This window comes from Vibrio nereis NBRC 15637 (assembly GCF_001591105.1).
In the GTDB taxonomy this organism is placed as follows: Bacteria; Pseudomonadota; Gammaproteobacteria; order Enterobacterales; family Vibrionaceae; genus Vibrio; species Vibrio nereis.
The window spans coordinates 1-16,687 of record NZ_BCUD01000010.1 but is presented as its reverse complement, the minus strand read 5'-3'; the positions used below and the strand labels follow the sequence as shown (position 1 = coordinate 16,687).

Genomic DNA, 16,687 nt, shown 5'->3' with positions numbered 1-16,687 from the left:
TGCTATAACTAAAAATGCTATCCCCTAGATATAGCAATAGTTCCTAGCATAGGCATAGGAACTAAAGAAGTGCTGCAAGGAACCTTGCAGCACTGAAAAGGTATTACCAGCGGTAATGAGCAAACGCTTTGTTTGCTTCTGCCATACGGTGAACGTCTTCACGTTTCTTAACAGCAGTACCTTTGTTTTCTGACGCGTCTAGCATTTCAGCAGCTAGGCGAGCAGCCATAGATTTTTCACCACGCTTACGCGCAGCTTCAACTACCCAACGCATAGCAAGTGCGTTACGGCGAACCGGACGTACTTCTACAGGAACTTGGTAAGTTGAACCACCAACACGGCGAGATTTAACCTCTACCGCTGGGCGAACATTTTCAAGAGCTTCTTCAAATACAGCTAAGTGATCTTTACCAGATTTCTCAGCCATTGTGTCTAGTGCAGTGTAAACGATTTTCTCTGCAGTAGATTTTTTACCGTCAACCATTAGGATGTTAACGAATTTTGCCAGCAGTTCAGATTTGAACTTTGGATCTGGAAGGATCTTACGCTGACCAATAACGCGACGACGTGGCATGGAATATTCTCCGTTGTCTTCTTCAGGTTATCCAAAACTTTTCAGTTTCTTCAAAATTACAAATTAATTTAGTGTTTGGCCTTACTTAACGGAATCCATTAAGACTTAGGACGCTTCACACCGTACTTAGAACGACCTTGTTTACGGTCATTTACGCCAGCACAGTCTAGTGCGCCGCGAACAGTGTGGTAACGCACACCTGGAAGGTCTTTAACACGACCACCACGGATTAGAACAACTGAGTGCTCTTGAAGGTTGTGACCTTCACCGCCGATGTACGATGTAACTTCGAAGCCGTTTGTCAGACGTACACGACAAACTTTACGAAGTGCTGAGTTAGGTTTTTTAGGTGTAGTAGTGTAAACACGAGTACATACACCACGTTTTTGTGGGCACGCTTCTAGTGCAGGCACGTTGCTTTTAACAACTTGCTTTGCACGAGGCTTACGTACCAACTGGTTAATAGTTGCCATTAACTAGCTCCTGAATTACTTAAAAGTAAGCTTTGTGAAAAATCTATCCCTAGCCGCCATTGCAGTTAGGGACGCAAAATTCTATGCAGCAGTGAGAGGTGTGTCAAGGAATAAACGGATCTTTTTTGTTCAATAGGGTGATTCAACCGTAAAGGAGAAAGGACGGAGAAAAACTACCCCCAAGTCAACGAACTCGAATGCTTCACTGTCAACGAAACAAAACCACGATAGTCCAGCACTGAGACCGAGGGACTCACTCGATTTGCGATGCCTCTCGCGTCCAAGTCGTTGATAAGTGCTGAAACGTTCAGCCCTTTCACTTTTGCGAAGTCTCTGTGTTGGGGATTGGCTGCATACACGGCGCCCTCAATCAAAAGAACGTCATCTGACACATCAACGACGGTGTTAAGTTCTTCTAATACGCAAGGGGATTTGACGATATGTAACATCGACTGTATTCCTTAAAATGATAACAGCTTGCTGGCTTGATGTAGCTTAGCTTGTACTTGGTCTACATCCAACATTTCGGCATCAATAATTAAGTCGGCTTGAGCCAAGCCTCTCTCGGCCAACGAAGAATGGCACACGTAGACCTGCTCGATATCGTAGAGGTCAAACAGTTTCAGCATCGGTGCGTAATCTTTACTGAGAATCGATTGAGGCTGCTGCCCACTTAGCAGCTGATAAACACCATCACCCAAAAATATCACGCTGATATCTTCGCAATACGCAGAGGCCGCGAGCAGCGCATCCACACCTTCACGACCCGCTGCACTGCCGTGTGGCGCGCTGCGAAATAGATAAGTTAACTGACTCAAAACTGCACCACTCTGTCTTGCATTAGCATCGCTTCGGCTAAGCTACCTAGGCCTGCTTGAGTAAAGTTTTCGGCAAGATTACTTTGAACCAAACCATGTTGACTGGCTTCATCTTCGCTAACAATGCCACGACGCAACGCCGCTGCGACACAGGTTTCTAAACGAACTTGATGTTCCTGCGCCAAACTCTGCCAAGCTTTACCTAAGTCAAACTCATCATTAGCAGGCACCGTTAACGCACTGCCATTGGTTACGCCATCTTGATAAAAGAACACGCTGACCAGCTTATGACCTTCTTCTAGCACCGCTTGAGCAAACTGATACGCACTGCGTGCAGATTGGCTGCCGTAAATCGAACCATTCACGACTAAGGTGTAAGTTAATTGACTCAACTTTCTTCGTCCTCAGTTTTACGCTGACGAATATAAAGGTACACAGTGTGTTTCGATATGTTTAAACGTTCTGCCACGCGGTTGATGGCATCTTTAATATCAAAGATCCCCTTGTCATACAGCTCCATAACGATCTGACGGTTTTTAGTATTGTTGGATACGGATTTATCCGCGTTGATCTCTTCAATGGTGCGTTCTACAGTCTGGTCCACCAGCTCCTCTACGTCACTGGCAAAGTTAACCGATGAGGCCGCTTGTTTTGCTTCTTCCGTAGGCATGAAAGACTGCAAGACTTGAGAGAAGGGTGCGTCAAGGTTGACGTTAATACACAATAACCCGATCACGCGATTTTCACCATTGCGAATAGCAACCGTGATCGACTTCATCAACACGCCACCTTTGGCGCGCGTGAAATAAGAACGAGAAAAGTTACGTTCCGAACCTTCAATATCTTTAAGCATTTTTAGTGCAAGATCGGTGATCGGAGAACCCACCTGACGACCAGTGTTTTCACCATTAGCGATTTTGATCGCAGAGGTATTTAGGTCTTCTAAGGAGTGAAGGACAATCTCGCAGAAAGGGCCAATCAGGCTTGCGATACCATCCACAACTGCTTCGTATGATCTTAGAATTATTTTATCGTGCTCGCTAAATGGCATCACATTAACAGATTCCATTTCGAGCAACATATCCGTGTTTACTGTTTCTGTAGTTGTCACGTTTAAGCCTTCGAGCGAAAAATCAACAAATTAGTGTAAGTTTATCAGAATTTTTGATGAGAACACCTAGCTAAGCAGTCATCTAGTGATTTAGAACAAATAATTCACACCTAATTTCGTGCCAGACAACTAAAAAGGCCCAGCATAAGCCAGGCCTTGTGTAGTAAAAGTCGGTTACTAATTATTATTTAGTCTCTTCTGCACTTTCAATTTTTAGCAATTCCACTTCAAAGACTAACGTCGAGTTGGCAGGAATTGTCGGCGTGTCTTGTTCACCATATGCAAGCTCTGGTGGGATAACAAACTTAAACTTAGAGCCTACAGGCATTAGCTGAACGCCCTCCGTCCAGCCTGGAATTACGCGGTTAAGTGGGAATGTTGCTGGTTCACCACGGTCGTAAGAGCTGTCGAATTGTGTGCCATCAGTCAACGTGCCTTTGTAGTGCACTTGAACTGTATCTGTATCTTTCGGCATTTCACCTTCAGTTGACGTCATCACTTGGTATAGAAGACCAGATTCAGTCTTCTTTACGCCTTCTTGCTTTTCGAACTCAGCGCGGAACTCATCACCCGCTTTCTTAGCCGCTTCTGCTTTTTCAGCCGCTTGCTTTTGCATGGTTTCCGCTACACGCTTGTCTAATGCTTCCAACGCCGCGCGAGTTTCTTCTTCATTCAGCTCAGGGTTACCAGCAAATACATGCTCAATACCTTTAAGCACTAGGTCTTTGTTTAGAGTGATGCCAATTTCATTTGGCTTATCTAAGCTCGTATTCAAGTAGTTAGCAAAAGAAACACCGATTGCGTATGCTGCTTTGTCATCTTCGGTTTTAAAGTGAACCGCTTTGCCAGTCTCAGCTTGTACGGCTTCTGCCGCTGGTGCAGCTTCTGTTTTAGGCTCTTCTTCCTTTTGGCAGCCAGCAGCTAGTGCAACAGTTGCTGCAAGCAGTGACACTTTAAAAAATGATTTCATTGAACTCTCCAATTGAGACATTTTGTCTTTGTGCACAAATCTTTAAGAAAGACTGGTGCGCATTTGCATGTTGTACCAATATAACCAATATGCGTATGAAATAAACGTAAACCAAGTGGATAATTGGACTTGATACGAATAATTTTTAACACTCTACTTATAACGATTGTCATCACCACGTTAAATGGATGCTTTTTCTCCACCAGTGATCAACAGCGTTGGAATTTAGAGCCGCACGGCTCGACCAGTTTCGCTTTAAGCCGAGATGCTCGCTTTGCCCTTCTCTACTCCAAAGAGCACCAGCTCGTACTTTGGGATCTGTATGACAACCAAAAACTGGCGTCACTCGGTGCTCAAGACCCTCAAGCTAATACGGTATCCCACATCCGCATATCAGATAATAGTCGCTTTGCCGTCACTGCAACACAAATGAACTTTGCCGTATGGGACTTAGCCTGGGCGCAGGCTAAGGGATTATGGTCTATTTCAGATGGCCTTATCCGTGATATCGACATTACCAATAATGGCGAGCAAGTGTTACTTGGTCTTTCGAATGGCAAAACGATCTATGTTCACTTAGTCACTGGTCGTCGTTTAGAGTTCCTTGCCCATAATGAAAAAGTCAACTCTGTTGCGATATCACCCAATGGTCGCTATGCGTTATCAGGTGGCAACGATTATATCGCCTACCTGTGGAACACTGAGACGGGACAAATACTTAAGACGTTTGAACATGAGCAACGCATCAACCGGGTCGCACTCCACCGCGACGGAAAGTACGCCTTCACCTCTGATGGTGGCAATCAAGCCAGAGTATGGGATTTAGAGACAGGAGAAATGGTTTCAGAGCTGAGTAGCTTCTCACGCCAACTGATTTTTTCCACCGCTCGCTTTTCTGACGACGGTAAATATTTAGTTACCGGTACGCCATCAAGCCGAATCATGGTTTGGGATGTGGGAAGTGGGAAACGAGTGGATGGATTTGAGGCTGAGCCATTAAAAGATACTCGCCCTCCCCGTGCGGTCGTGTATGATGCTGCTTTTGACAATCAAAACCGTGTGGTCTCTGCAACATCAGCTGGGATCGCTCAAGCTTGGCAAGTAGATTATTAGAGGCTGTTGACCTGATATGAACGAACAATACATTGAACAGTTGGAAAACCGCATCAACGACTTAGAGTGTCAGCTAGCGTTTCAGGAACAGACGATTGATTCACTCAACGATGCATTAAGTCAGCAGCAACTGCTGATCACGAAAATGCAGGATCAAATGAAATATGTGGTTGGCAAAGTTAAGAATATGGATTCGTCCAACTTAGCCGATCCATCAGAAGAAACACCTCCGCCCCACTATTAAGATAAGTAGCGTGCGGTGCATTTAATTAGCTAAAGACGTAAGCAATCACCGCACCCGCAACCACAAGACAGCCGCCAATTCGCCTTAATTGATTATCCGGTTGTTGACTCAATTCTGCGACCATTCTACGCCAGCCATTCGGCGCAATTAACGGCCCGAGTCCTTCGACAATCAGAACTAAACCAAGCGCCACCCAAAGTGAATTAGACATATTCTTATTCCAATAAAAAATAAAGGCTCCGCAAGGGAGCCTTTATACAATAGTGTGCAATTATTTAGCGCTTTCGCCCGAAGACTGGTTCATGTATTTAAAGAACTCACTGTTCGGGTCAAGTACCAAAATATCACTCTTGTCTTTAAACGATGACTGGTAAGCTCGCAATGAACGGATAAAGCCAAAGAACTCAGGATCCTTATTGAAAGCTTTCGCGTAGATACTCGCCGCTTCCGCATCCGCACCACCTCGAGTTACACGAGCGGTTTTATCCGCTTCCGCCAGAATAGTCGCCACTTCCAGTTCCGCTTGCGCACGAATAATTTCCGCTTGCTCTCGGCCCTGTGAACGGAACTGCCTTGCAACTGATTCACGTTCAGCTCTCATACGGTCATAGATTGACTTACTGATGCTGTCTGGAAGGTTGATTTTCTTCATACGGAAGTCAAAGACATGGATACCTAGATCTTCCATTGCATCTTTACGCGTATCATTCAATACGTTCTTCATGATGATATCGCGCTCACCGTCGACTTCTAACGCTTCTTTCGCGGCTTCAGTCGTAACTACATCGCTATCCGCGCTGTCCGGCAGAATATCGTCATTGCGCGGACCAGATACGATCTGCTTGATTTCGCGAGAACCGATCTCAGAACGAAGGACGTCAGTTACTTTACGGCTCAGAAGTGTCTGTGCTGTTGCAGAGTTACCACCACCCGTCGCTAGGTAGTACTGACCAAAGTCTTCGATGCGCCATTTGACGTACGAATCGATGATCACGTCTTTTTTCTCCGACGTTACGAAACGGTCTGAACGGCCATCCATGGTCTGAATACGCGCATCTAGTGTTTTCACGCGGTCAAACAACGGCATTTTAAAATGCAGGCCTGGCTCGTAAATACGTGCGATTTCATTGTTGTCTTTCAACACACGACCAAATCGAATTACGATGCCACGCTCTCCTTCAGGAATCACGAATAGCGACATAAGCATCAGCGCCAATGCGACTACCAATACAGGGATCATTAACTTACGCATTATTAGTATCTCCCTTGACGTGAAGTAGAACGTGAGCCCGAATCAGTGCTCTGGCTACTAGTGTGTGGTTCCAACTCGATCCGATCATACGTAGACGTTTCTGTCACAGTGTTATTTTTGGTTCCACTTTGGCTGCCTGTGAGTTTATCAATCGGTAAATACAACAGGTTGCCACTCGACTCCGAATCAATCAGTACTTTTGAGCTATTGGTGTACACTTTTTCCATCGTATCTAAGTAAAGACGATTACGTGTTACCTCTGGCGCGGCTTGATATTCTGGTAGCAGTTTCTCAAACTGAGCTACTTCACCCAATGCACCATTGATTACTCGTTCGCTATAACCTTGTGCTTCCTTCAGCAAACGCTCCGCACGACCTTTGGCTTTAGGAATAATGTCGTTTTGGTACGCTTCAGCTTCACGTTTGAACCTTTGCGCATCCTCACGTGATGCTGTGGCATCATCAAACGCATCTTTCACTTCTTCCGGCGGGCGAGCATCTTCAAAGTTGACCGCAACGACTTCGATACCCATGTCATAGTTATTAACGATATCTTCTAGTGTCACCTGAGTATTTTGACGAATCGACAAACGACCACTGGTCAGAATACTGTCCATCAAAGAGTCACCGATTACTGCACGAAGAGCTGAATCCGTTGCTTGGCGTAAGCTATCATCAGCATTCGTTACACGGAATAGGTATTTGTACGGGTCAGCAACGCGGTACTGAACATCCATAGCAACGGTCACTACGTTCTCATCTTTAGTCAGCATGAGACCCGATGAACGTAGAGAACGAATTGCCTGTACATTGACAGGGGTTACTTCGTCAATAAAGCGTGGACGCCAGTTCAGACCAGGATCGACCACTCTGTCGTATTTACCTAGTCGTAGAACGACACCACGTTCCGCTTCACCGATGGTGTAAAAGCCAGCAAATACCCAAATTGCTATAGCGATAGCTGCGATTACACCAATACCTAGTGCACCGCCTCCGCCGATAGAAGGGCCTTTGCCACCTTTACCACCACCAAACTTTCCACCCAGTTTCTGACTCAGTTTGTTAAATACTTCGTCCAAGTCTGGCGGTCCTTGATCACGGCCACCTTTGTTACCGCGATTATTATTACCCCACGGGTCATTATCGCGGCCATTGTTGCCGTTGTTATTACCAGGCTCATTCCACGCCATTAGAAAGCTCCATCATTTGATATGACGTTATACTGTAGCAGTCATTTAAGTAACTATAAAGCCACGTAAATCTGCCTCTTCTCTTTTTTCAAGTCTAGACCAATCCACTTGTTGCATGCGAACATTTATCAACAAGTTACCATCTTGATCATACTCTTCCTGCTGAATACATTTCATTTGGAAGAATATACTGCGAAGCCGCCCTTGATGCTGTGGAGGAATTCGCAATTGGTGCTGAACCATCTGACTTGCTAAACGTTCAGTCAGCGCTTCAAATAAAAGATCAATACCTTGACCTTCCATTGCAGACACCCATACAGCTTGAGGGACACCTTCGTCGTCTCTTTCTATACGAGGTTTCTGACCATCGAGATTATCGATCTTGTTCATCACGACTAAAGCAGGCACCTCATCGGCATCAATCTCTGCTAAGACATCATGAACGGCTTGAATATTCTCACGAAAACGCTCATCACTGGCATCAACAACATGTAACAAAATGTCAGCTTCTTGCGTTTCTTGAAGTGTTGCTTTAAACGCAGCAACCAAATCGTGTGGCAGGTGACGAATAAATCCGACGGTATCTGCCAAGATTGCAGGGCCAACATCGGCTAACTCAATCTTACGTAAAGTAGGATCCAGTGTCGCAAACAGTTGGTCGGCAGCATAAACGCCTGCTTCTGTAATTCGGTTGAACAACGTTGATTTCCCTGCGTTGGTATAACCAACTAAGGAAACCGTAGGGATTTCCGCTCGATTTCGAGCACGGCGACCTTGTTCACGCTGCTTGGCAACTTTATCTAAGCGGCGCAAAATAGCTTTAATACGATCACGCAATAAACGTCGGTCAGTTTCTAACTGAGTTTCACCTGGACCACGTAAACCGATACCACCTTTTTGTCTTTCAAGGTGAGTCCAACCCCGGATCAGTCGGGTGGAAATATGACGAAGCTGAGCTAGCTCAACTTGTAATTTACCTTCATGCGTACGGGCTCGCTGAGCAAATATATCGAGGATTAGGCCTGTACGGTCCAATACACGACATTGGCATAGCTGTTCGAGGTTACGTTCTTGGGCAGGAGAGAGGGAGTGATTAAAAATCACGATGTCAGCCTCAGTTGACTGCACGACGTGTGCAATTTCTTGGGCTTTACCCTCTCCGACATAGTATTTGGGGTGTGGTGACTGGCGGCTCCCGGTTACGACTTGTAACGTAGAAACACCAGCTGAAGATACCAACATTTCAAATTCGTTGAGATCTTCCCACTCCCCATCTTGCGTGAAGTTGATATGAACAAGTACGGCTCGCTCACCGGCTTCATAACGGTCAAACAAGCAACCAACTCCTTAATTTTTTAGTAATGTTACTGTTCAGAAAATTAATCTTCTGATTTCTCCTGCTGACGCTCACCACCTTGAGGACGCTCACCGCTGTGGTGGCTCACTGGACGAGCTGGCACGACAGTAGAAATCGCGTGCTTGTACACCATTTGGTTAACCGTGTTTTTCAGCAGAATAACAAACTGGTCGAAAGACTCGATCTGACCTTGTAGTTTAATTCCGTTTACAAGGTAGATAGATACTGGAATACGTTCACGACGTAATGCATTTAAGAATGGGTCTTGTAGAGATTGCCCCTTAGCCATTTTATTTTCCTTATTTTGTAATTTTGTTTTAGTTATTTAGCTAGTGGTGCTGCATCAAGGTGCGGCTTTTGCATCTGAGCTAAACGAATAAAAAACACCCTGCCCCTACCTGTTATGACGACTTTGAATCGAAATTTCAAGTAACAGATCCTTTACAGGGTACATTCACGCAAAAGCGATCACATTATACACGGCTAAAACCTGCGGATGCTATTGCATTCGATACCGTTTCAAACGCCTCGTCAATGTTCTCGCTATCTAACCAAGTTAAATTATCCCAGCTGCGCAACCAGGTAATTTGTCGCTTGGCCAATTGGCGGGTTGCACAGATGCCTTTAAATATCGCGTCATCTAATGTGCAATTACCTTCCAAATATTCCCACATCTGTCGATATCCAACACAACGAATCGATGGCAAATCTGGGTGAAGGTCTTCTCGCGCAAACAACGCTTTCATCTCACCTTCAAATCCCGCAGCCATCATTTTTTCGAAACGTAATTCGATACGACGGTGGAGTTCAGCCCTTTCCTTGGGAGCTATAGCAAACTGTTTGACTCTAAAAGGTAATGCCTCTCCTTTAGTCTGAGTCAGCTCAGTCAATGTTTTACCCGAAATACGATAAACTTCCAATGCTCTTGACAATCTTTGTGGATCGTTCGGGTGAATTCTTTCTGCTGAAACAGGATCAATCAATTTCAGCTGATCGTGCAGCACGTCCCAGCCGTGAGTCAATGCTTCTTGCTCAATTTGCTGACGCACCTCAGGGTTTGCTGCAGGTAACGGTGATAAACCTTCTAATAACGCTTTGTAATAGAGCATCGTCCCGCCGACTAAAAGTGGGATCTTGCCTTCTGCCGCGATCTTATTCATTTCGTTGAGCGCATCGCGACGGAAGTCTGCCGCTGAGTACGCTTCACTAGGGTCCAGAATATCGATCAATCGGTGTGGCGCTAATGCTTGTTCTTGTGCATCTGGCTTAGCCGTACCGATGTCCATACCCTTGTAGATCAAAGCTGAGTCTACAGAAATGATTTCCACCGGGTATTTCTGACGTAATCGGATAGCCAGCTCAGTTTTTCCTGATGCAGTAGGCCCCATTAAAAATAGAGCCAACGGTAATTCTTTTTTCATAATTATTTCAGTGCTGCGAGTGTTGCAGTGAAGTCGACAGGCCGTACAAAATTCTTATCATGAAGTGGGAGCTCTCCCTGCCATAGCTGCTCAACTTCTGAGATGATTTGAATAGCTTCCGACAAAGTGTAGTCGCTTTTCACTGGTGCCACCTGAGCAGCTAACCAATGTGATAACTGGCGAGATGAAAAGTTCACTTCACTTTCTGAATTAGAGGCGGCGTAAGATAACAGATCTGGTATTAATTGCTGTAGATTTTGCTGCCTAAGTGGTTGAGGCACTCCCATCACCATCAATGAGGTACTTGAGCGCTGTTTGAGTTCTATGCCCATGGTCATGAGCAGAGACTGAAGCTGAGTTGCGGTTGAGACTTGGGTTTCATCCAGCTTCAGCGATAACGGGACCAGTAAGGGTTGTGATTTCAGGTTGCTTTCCCGTGGTAAGAGTTGCCCCACAGTCCGTAACCATTCAGCTTTGATTAGTGAAACTAATCTGGCGCCGTGCTTGTCTGCCGTCATCAAGTATTGGCCTTGAACCATACAAATCGCTTTGCCCAGACTTTCGATTGGCTGGTCAAACTCATTACCTTTGCTGCCGCGACTTTGTTGCGTCTCGTTGCTTGCTGAAGAAGGCGTCACTTCACCTGCATGTTCAAGCTCGGAGGTTTGCATTAACTCTCGGTAAGCTTTTACTTCTTGTTTGCTCGGTGCGGGATCACTGTATCTTTGCTGCTGTTTGGGCGAAGCAGTTGTGCGTGACTCGACCCATTCGCTTCGACTTGGCGCTTCTCTTAACTGTGTGTCTGCGTGCGAAGATGGCTCAAAGCCTCCCCCTTGCTTACGTGGGTAATCAGGCGTTCGCTCTATCGCTTGATAGACGCGCTTAGGTACTGCAGCCTCTTCAGCTTTCACCCCCGTACTTGCTTCTTTGTCTACAGGAGGCTTTTCTTCACCTTCCATGTGAAAAGCAGATGGCTTGATCTCCGGTTTGTCGATATGCGCACTCTGCGCTAGACCATCGCTCAATGCTTGATAGATAAAGTCATGTACAAGACGAGCTTGGTGGAAACGCACTTCGTGTTTTGCCGGATGAACATTGACATCAACCTGATGAGGATCCAGTTCAATGAAAAGCACATAAGTGGCAAATTGATCCGGGCGCAAGCTGGTTTCATAACTTTGACGAATCGCATGATTGATCAATTTGTCGCGCATCATACGGCCATTCACATAACAATATTGCAAATCGCTCTGCTGCCTTGCCCCTTCAGGCGTGGTTATCCAACCGTGTAATTTAAGCCCTTGATGCTCTAGTTCAATCTTCAGCATATGTCGGACAAAGTTATTCCCGCATACCGACGCGATACGCTTTTCAAGCTGTGCTTCGGTTTTTGCTGCCCGATACTGCTTCACTAACTTTCCATTGTGGCGAAGGTTAATGGTGACATCAAAACGACTGAGCGCAATGCGCTTTAGCAGCTCATCAATGTGGCTAAATTCTGTTTTTTCAGTCCGCAGAAACTTACGCCTTGCTGGCGTATTAAAAAACAGATCCAAGACTTCGACCGAGGTACCAATAGGGTGCGCAGTCGGCTGTAACTTGACTGCCATTTCCCTGCCTTCACTATACGCAGACCAAGCTTGATCCTGCGTTGCTGGGCGAGACGTGATGGTTAAACGAGAGACAGAGCTGATACTCGCTAAAGCCTCGCCACGAAAGCCAAGACTGATGATGGCTTCAAGATCATCTAAGGTGTGTATTTTTGACGTAGCATGACGACTTAAGGCTAAACCCAATTCACCCTTCACAATGCCTTTGCCGTTATCTCTGACTCGGATGAGCTTCGCACCGCCTTTCTCGATATCGATATCGATCCGAGTGGCTCCTGAGTCCAAGCTATTCTCAACCAGTTCTTTCACTACAGAGGCAGGTCTTTCGACCACCTCCCCTGCAGCAATTTGGTTGGCTAGCCTTGCTGGCAAAATCTTAATCGTCATACTGCTATCACACTTAATTCGTAGGAATGATCAGAACTTGTCCAACCGATAGTGTATCGGTTCTAAGGTTATTGGCCTCACGAAGACTGCGTACACTGACATTGTACTTGTTTGCAATCTTACCAAGGAATTCACCACGCTCTACTTTGTGTTTACGTTCTGGTTTCGCTTTTTGAGTCACGGTTATCTTCAGTTTCTGACCCAACTTTAGGGTGTCTGACTTAAGCTTGTTGTCTCGCTTAATATCAGAAACTGACACGCTATAGCGAGCCGCTATTTTTCCTAAATACTCGCCGCGCTGAACTTTGTGTACAACCGTTGTTCTCTCTACCTTACTGACCGGCTTCGACGCGGCTAGGTGAGCATTCGCCCCCGGTATGGTCAGTACTTGGCCAATAGCAATGCGGCTGTTTTTCAGCTTATTGGCCTGCATAATCGCTTTTGTCGTGGTTCCGTACTTCTTAGCAATCAACGACAGAGCTTCGCCTCGGGAGACTTTATGTTTGATTGCCTTGCCGCGATTCGCAAACATAGTGCCTTCAGGCGGATTCGCTTCAAAGTACTGAACGATCGCTTTCGATAAAGAGCGTGCCAACTTGTCTTGGTGACGACGTTGGAACAGTAACCGTTCTTCGGTTGGGTTTGAAATAAAGCCAGTTTCAACCAGAACAGACGGAATATCCGGTGACTTCAGTACCGCTAAGCTTGCATTGACTGGCTCTTTTTTATGTAAGTAGATCCCTGAACGCGACATCTCTCGCAGTATTTTGCTAGCCACTTTGTAGCCTTCTTTTTGCGAGTGACTAAATTGCAAATCCAACAGAGTCTGGCTTATATTTTTATCTTTGTTGTTCTTTGCCAACACTTCACCCGCACCACCCAGTAACTGTGACTGTGCCTCATGGTTTTCCACCCAACGACCGATTTCGGTATTGGCACGACGGGTATTCAGCACAAATACTGAGCCGCCTCGAGGTTTTGGTGAGCGGAAAGCATCAGCGTGGATCGATACCAGTAAGTGCGCTTTGTTCTTACGCGCAATCTCCGAACGCTTATTGAGGTTTACAAAGTAGTCGCTGCGACGAGTCAACACGGCTTTCATACCAGGAACGGCATTAATTCGATCAGCAAGCTTTTTCGAAATCGCTAAGGTCGCATGTTTTTCATACTTACGTGTTGGGCCAATCGAGCCTGGGTCTTCCCCACCGTGACCCGCATCAATCGCGACCACAATCTCTGAGTTTCCTAACAAATGAGAAATATCTCGGCTTACTGACGCTTGATTAGAAGAGTCAGTTTTCGGGCTAGAAGCCGATGAAGAGCTCTTGTCGTGAGGCAAATCAATCACTAATCGATGGCCATATTGACCACCCGGCGTAGGGGCTAATTTAAAGAGTTGCGCACTAACTTTCTTTTTAATTTCAAAAACAAGTCGGTACGTCGTTTTCTCTGGCGGAGAGCTTTTTCGAATCTTGGTTAAAACCGGGCTATCACCAACTTTTATCGGCAGTTTGGTGCTCAAGGTGGTCTTTTTTAAATCCACCACCAAACGCTCCGGACTGCTCAGCGTAAAGTAGCTGTAGTCGGCTTCGGATTCTAAGTCTATAACCACACGTGTTTCATCAGGCGAAGGCCATACGCGGATACCCTCTAGCGCATTCGCAAAAACCAATGTGGGTAAAAGTGAAAGAGCCAAAAGAAAAGAAGACAAAGCAGCTCGTAACAGTTTACTGATTAACATAGCTCCAACTGTTCAAGTAAGTGACAACCATATTCGTTATTTGCAGTGAGTTGGACGACTCGCGCTTCACCGTTGTAACGTAGCTCAATATCCAGATCCGCCGCTGGCAATAATCCTGCGCCCTTCTCTGGCCACTCGACTAAGCAAATGGCATCAGCGGTAAAGTAATCACGGATACCCATAAACTCCAGCTCTTCAGGATCCGCCAAGCGATACAAATCAAAGTGATATACTTGCCATTGTTCGAGCTGATAAGGTTCAACCAATGTATAGGTTGGGCTTTTTACATTGCCTTGATGCCCTAATGCGCGAACGAACCCTCGGCTAAAGGTTGTTTTTCCTGCGCCAAGATCTCCATGTAGATAAATAGTGGTCTGCTGCGAGCAGATATGCGCTAGCGCGGTCCCTAATTGAATCGTTGCTTGCTCATCTTTAAGGGCAAATTGTTTCGTGCTCATGAAGATCAATCTCTAATCTGTGACTATATAAAACTCAAAAGAACAGGAATAGTAAACTGGGTTGGAATTGAGAGACAAGATCTGTTGTGTAAGTAAAAGCCAAAATCCGCAATTTCTTTACAATAATGTCGCTTACACCCGCTAGATCCGTTCAATAAGATCCGTTAAGATCCGCCACCCATTTCACCAGAGCCGTCAGAATGAACTACCAAGAGCTTGCGAACAAGATCAAACTTTGGGCCCAAGAGCTCGGGTTTCAGAAGGTCGGGATCTGCGATGTTGACCTGAGTGAACATGAAGGCGCGTTACAAAAGTGGCTAGATGCAGGTTATCACGGTGAAATGGATTGGATGGCACGTCACGGAATGATGCGCGCTCGACCAGCAGAGTTATTACCAGGCACTATCCGTGTCATTAGTGCACGCATGGACTACCTCCCCCCCGAAGCACAGTTTGCTTCCAACCTGTCCGCCCCCACACAGGCATACATCAGTCGTTATGCACTTGGCAGGGATTATCACAAACTCGTTAGAAACCAGTTAAAGAAACTCGGTCAGAAGATAGAGCAAGAAGTTGGCAAGTTCGGCTATAGACCATTTGTCGATTCGGCCCCGATTTTAGAGCGCCCCTTGGCACAGAAGGCTGGTTTAGGTTGGACTGGGAAACATTCCCTTATTTTAGATAAAGATTGCGGATCTTGGTTTTTTCTCGGCGAGTTATTAATTGACCTTCCTCTACCAATAGATGAGCCTCATCAAGGGGATTGTGGTAAATGCAAAGCTTGCATAACATCTTGCCCTACCCAAGCGATTGTCGAAGATGGTGTTGTGGATGCAAGACGCTGTATATCTTATCTGACCATTGAATATGATGGCGTGATCCCTGAAGAGTTTCGTAAACCTATGGGGAATCGTATATACGGCTGCGATGACTGCCAACTCGTCTGCCCTTGGAATCGATTCTCAGAAATCACTGAACAAAACGATTTTCATCGCAGAGCCTCATTTAACAATCCAGATTTAGTTGCATTATTCCTGTGGGAGGAAGAAGCCTTCCTTAAAAACATGGAAGGTTCGGCTATTAGGCGTATTGGACACCTACAGTGGATGAGAAACCTATCCATTGCCATGGGTAATGCACCCTACTCACAGAGTATTGTTGACGCTTTAGAATCGAGGAAAGGGTTAAGTGAAGTGTTAGACATACATATCCAATGGGCTATCGAACAGCAGCAATCTCAAATCCCGCACCAAACTCTTTCCAACAAGCAAGAAAGGCTGATTCGTATCGTCCAAAAAGGATTGCCTAGAGATGCATAAATCCTGCCTTACACGGCTTTGCAAAGTTTGATTCAGCTCTAAAAACCAAAATGTGGAAAACAAACTGCGAGATTACTTGGTTTGGTATAGGCAAAGAAGTTAATCACAACAACAACAAATGACTAGGATCAAGGAAAAATTACTTAATGATCGTCAAAAACTTTAAGTGACTCATCAATAAATAACAAAAAAAGCATTAAAAACAAACACTTGAGCCCGAAAGGGTACTTTTCTTAAAGCTATGATTTCCCAAAAGATCTTTCTATTCTAAGCTTATACAGTGTGTAAAATCAGGTTACCCACTAAGTTATCCACATATAATAATTTGTGGATAAGTCTGTTGATTGTTATGAAGAAGCCTGGCTCACATACGTTCACCATCGTTCATCAATACGAGCACATCCCGTGCTGGATAGATATTAGAGACATAAAAATGCCCGCCTGAAATCAGGAGGACTAGTTATGTTATTTTTGGGTTTGATGCTTCTCAGCATTAGAGTAAAGAGCGGTGGTCATCGTGACCGATTCAAATGAACATTTCACTTGAAGAAGAGTTTGGAGCGACACACGAGGTTCGAACTCGTGACCTCAACCTTGGCAAGGTTGCGCTCTACCAACTGAGCTAGTGTCGCATATTGTCATCGTTAAA

The 16,687-nt window shown here is 45.5% G+C and carries 19 protein-coding genes and 1 tRNA gene; 3 read left to right on the top strand and 17 right to left on the bottom strand.

Annotated elements, in window-relative coordinates:
* Positions 1-103 precede the first annotated feature (103 nt).
* The 7 genes from rpsG to fkpA form a co-directional block, all read right to left on the bottom strand.
* Positions 104-574, bottom strand: a complete 471-nt coding sequence (gene rpsG, locus VNE01S_RS11905) for a 30S ribosomal protein S7 (protein WP_053397177.1) — start codon at positions 572-574, stop codon at positions 104-106.
* 98 nt (positions 575-672) lie between these two features.
* On the bottom strand, positions 673-1,047 hold the full coding sequence (rpsL, locus tag VNE01S_RS11900; protein WP_004399892.1) for a 30S ribosomal protein S12: 375 nt from the start codon (positions 1,045-1,047) through the stop codon (positions 673-675).
* Positions 1,048-1,220: 173 nt separating this feature from the next.
* Entirely contained in the window at positions 1,221-1,496 is a 276-nt protein-coding gene (tusB, locus tag VNE01S_RS11895; protein ID WP_053397176.1) for a sulfurtransferase complex subunit TusB, read from the bottom strand.
* Positions 1,497-1,508: 12 nt separating this feature from the next.
* Positions 1,509-1,865, bottom strand: a complete 357-nt coding sequence (gene tusC / locus VNE01S_RS11890) for a sulfurtransferase complex subunit TusC (protein WP_053397175.1) — start codon at positions 1,863-1,865, stop codon at positions 1,509-1,511.
* A complete protein-coding gene (tusD, locus tag VNE01S_RS11885) occupies positions 1,862-2,257 on the bottom strand; it encodes a sulfurtransferase complex subunit TusD (protein ID WP_053397174.1) in 396 nt (131 codons plus the stop codon). The genes tusC and tusD overlap by 4 nt, the downstream gene beginning before the upstream one ends.
* Positions 2,254-2,976: a helix-turn-helix transcriptional regulator gene (locus tag VNE01S_RS11880; RefSeq protein ID WP_053397173.1), complete on the bottom strand. Its 723-nt coding sequence runs from the start codon at positions 2,974-2,976 to the stop codon at positions 2,254-2,256. The genes tusD and VNE01S_RS11880 overlap by 4 nt, the downstream gene beginning before the upstream one ends.
* Positions 2,977-3,160: 184 nt before the next feature.
* Positions 3,161-3,946 carry an FKBP-type peptidyl-prolyl cis-trans isomerase gene (gene fkpA, locus VNE01S_RS11875; RefSeq protein ID WP_053397172.1) on the bottom strand — a complete coding sequence of 262 codons (786 nt, stop codon included), beginning with the start codon at positions 3,944-3,946 and terminating at the stop codon, positions 3,161-3,163.
* A 132-nt stretch (positions 3,947-4,078) separates the two neighbouring features.
* Between fkpA and VNE01S_RS11870 the strand changes: the two genes are divergently transcribed.
* Both VNE01S_RS11870 and VNE01S_RS11865 read left to right on the top strand, forming a co-directional pair.
* Positions 4,079-5,059, top strand: coding sequence for a WD40 repeat domain-containing protein (locus tag VNE01S_RS11870; RefSeq protein WP_053397179.1), 981 nt, complete (start codon positions 4,079-4,081; stop codon positions 5,057-5,059).
* Between the two features lie 16 nt (positions 5,060-5,075).
* Positions 5,076-5,303 (top strand): SlyX family protein, encoded by a 228-nt coding sequence (locus tag VNE01S_RS11865; RefSeq protein ID WP_053397171.1) that lies wholly within the window; start codon positions 5,076-5,078, stop codon positions 5,301-5,303.
* A 25-nt stretch (positions 5,304-5,328) separates the two neighbouring features.
* On the opposite strand, the gene VNE01S_RS11860 is transcribed toward VNE01S_RS11865, so the two are convergent.
* From VNE01S_RS11860 to tsaE, 9 genes are all read right to left on the bottom strand, one after another.
* A complete protein-coding gene (locus tag VNE01S_RS11860; protein WP_053397170.1) occupies positions 5,329-5,514 on the bottom strand; it encodes a DUF2065 domain-containing protein in 186 nt (61 codons plus the stop codon).
* 60 nt (positions 5,515-5,574) lie between these two features.
* Positions 5,575-6,555 (bottom strand): protease modulator HflC, encoded by a 981-nt coding sequence (gene hflC, locus VNE01S_RS11855; RefSeq protein WP_053397169.1) that lies wholly within the window; start codon positions 6,553-6,555, stop codon positions 5,575-5,577.
* A 2-nt stretch (positions 6,556-6,557) separates the two neighbouring features.
* Positions 6,558-7,745, bottom strand: coding sequence for an FtsH protease activity modulator HflK (gene hflK, locus VNE01S_RS11850; protein WP_053397168.1), 1,188 nt, complete (start codon positions 7,743-7,745; stop codon positions 6,558-6,560).
* A gap of 45 nt (positions 7,746-7,790) precedes the next feature.
* Positions 7,791-9,080: a ribosome rescue GTPase HflX gene (gene hflX, locus VNE01S_RS11845; protein ID WP_053397167.1), complete on the bottom strand. Its 1,290-nt coding sequence runs from the start codon at positions 9,078-9,080 to the stop codon at positions 7,791-7,793.
* A gap of 44 nt (positions 9,081-9,124) precedes the next feature.
* The gene (hfq, locus tag VNE01S_RS11840) at positions 9,125-9,391 is read right to left on the bottom strand and encodes an RNA chaperone Hfq (protein ID WP_006957051.1); all 267 of its coding nucleotides are present in this window, start codon (positions 9,389-9,391) and stop codon (positions 9,125-9,127) included.
* 184 nt (positions 9,392-9,575) lie between these two features.
* On the bottom strand, positions 9,576-10,523 hold the full coding sequence (gene miaA, locus VNE01S_RS11835; protein WP_053397166.1) for a tRNA (adenosine(37)-N6)-dimethylallyltransferase MiaA: 948 nt from the start codon (positions 10,521-10,523) through the stop codon (positions 9,576-9,578).
* Positions 10,524-10,525: 2 nt separating this feature from the next.
* Positions 10,526-12,520 carry a DNA mismatch repair endonuclease MutL gene (mutL, locus tag VNE01S_RS11830; protein WP_053397165.1) on the bottom strand — a complete coding sequence of 665 codons (1,995 nt, stop codon included), beginning with the start codon at positions 12,518-12,520 and terminating at the stop codon, positions 10,526-10,528.
* Positions 12,521-12,533: 13 nt separating this feature from the next.
* On the bottom strand, positions 12,534-14,261 hold the full coding sequence (locus VNE01S_RS11825; RefSeq protein ID WP_053397164.1) for a LysM peptidoglycan-binding domain-containing protein: 1,728 nt from the start codon (positions 14,259-14,261) through the stop codon (positions 12,534-12,536).
* The gene (gene tsaE / locus VNE01S_RS11820) at positions 14,255-14,719 is read right to left on the bottom strand and encodes a tRNA (adenosine(37)-N6)-threonylcarbamoyltransferase complex ATPase subunit type 1 TsaE (RefSeq protein WP_053397163.1); all 465 of its coding nucleotides are present in this window, start codon (positions 14,717-14,719) and stop codon (positions 14,255-14,257) included. The genes VNE01S_RS11825 and tsaE overlap by 7 nt, the downstream gene beginning before the upstream one ends.
* Positions 14,720-14,919: 200 nt before the next feature.
* Here tsaE and queG point away from each other — a divergent pair, with 200 nt between their 5' ends.
* Positions 14,920-16,038, top strand: a complete 1,119-nt coding sequence (gene queG / locus VNE01S_RS11815; RefSeq protein WP_053397162.1) for a tRNA epoxyqueuosine(34) reductase QueG — start codon at positions 14,920-14,922, stop codon at positions 16,036-16,038.
* Between the two features lie 556 nt (positions 16,039-16,594).
* On the opposite strand, the gene VNE01S_RS11810 is transcribed toward queG, so the two are convergent.
* Positions 16,595-16,670: transfer RNA gene (locus VNE01S_RS11810), tRNA-Gly, on the bottom strand.
* Positions 16,671-16,687: the final 17 nt, after the last annotated feature.

Bases quoted from the DNA above. Each gene is read 5' to 3' on its own strand.
- rpsG (WP_053397177.1), bottom strand. From the start codon at position 574: ATGCCACGTCGTCGCGTTATTGGTCAGCGTAAGATCCTTCCAGATCCA.
- rpsL (WP_004399892.1), bottom strand. From the start codon at position 1,047: ATGGCAACTATTAACCAGTTGGTACGTAAGCCTCGTGCAAAGCAAGTT.
- tusB (WP_053397176.1), bottom strand. From the start codon at position 1,496: ATGTTACATATCGTCAAATCCCCTTGCGTATTAGAAGAACTTAACACC.
- fkpA (WP_053397172.1), bottom strand. From the start codon at position 3,946: ATGAAATCATTTTTTAAAGTGTCACTGCTTGCAGCAACTGTTGCACTA.
- VNE01S_RS11865 (WP_053397171.1), top strand. From the start codon at position 5,076: ATGAACGAACAATACATTGAACAGTTGGAAAACCGCATCAACGACTTA.
- VNE01S_RS11860 (WP_053397170.1), bottom strand. From the start codon at position 5,514: ATGTCTAATTCACTTTGGGTGGCGCTTGGTTTAGTTCTGATTGTCGAA.
- hflC (WP_053397169.1), bottom strand. From the start codon at position 6,555: ATGCGTAAGTTAATGATCCCTGTATTGGTAGTCGCATTGGCGCTGATG.
- hflK (WP_053397168.1), bottom strand. From the start codon at position 7,745: ATGGCGTGGAATGAGCCTGGTAATAACAACGGCAACAATGGCCGCGAT.
- hfq (WP_006957051.1), bottom strand. From the start codon at position 9,391: ATGGCTAAGGGGCAATCTCTACAAGACCCATTCTTAAATGCATTACGT.
- miaA (WP_053397166.1), bottom strand. From the start codon at position 10,523: ATGAAAAAAGAATTACCGTTGGCTCTATTTTTAATGGGGCCTACTGCA.
- mutL (WP_053397165.1), bottom strand. From the start codon at position 12,520: ATGACGATTAAGATTTTGCCAGCAAGGCTAGCCAACCAAATTGCTGCA.
- VNE01S_RS11825 (WP_053397164.1), bottom strand. From the start codon at position 14,261: ATGTTAATCAGTAAACTGTTACGAGCTGCTTTGTCTTCTTTTCTTTTG.
- tsaE (WP_053397163.1), bottom strand. From the start codon at position 14,719: ATGAGCACGAAACAATTTGCCCTTAAAGATGAGCAAGCAACGATTCAA.
- queG (WP_053397162.1), top strand. From the start codon at position 14,920: ATGAACTACCAAGAGCTTGCGAACAAGATCAAACTTTGGGCCCAAGAG.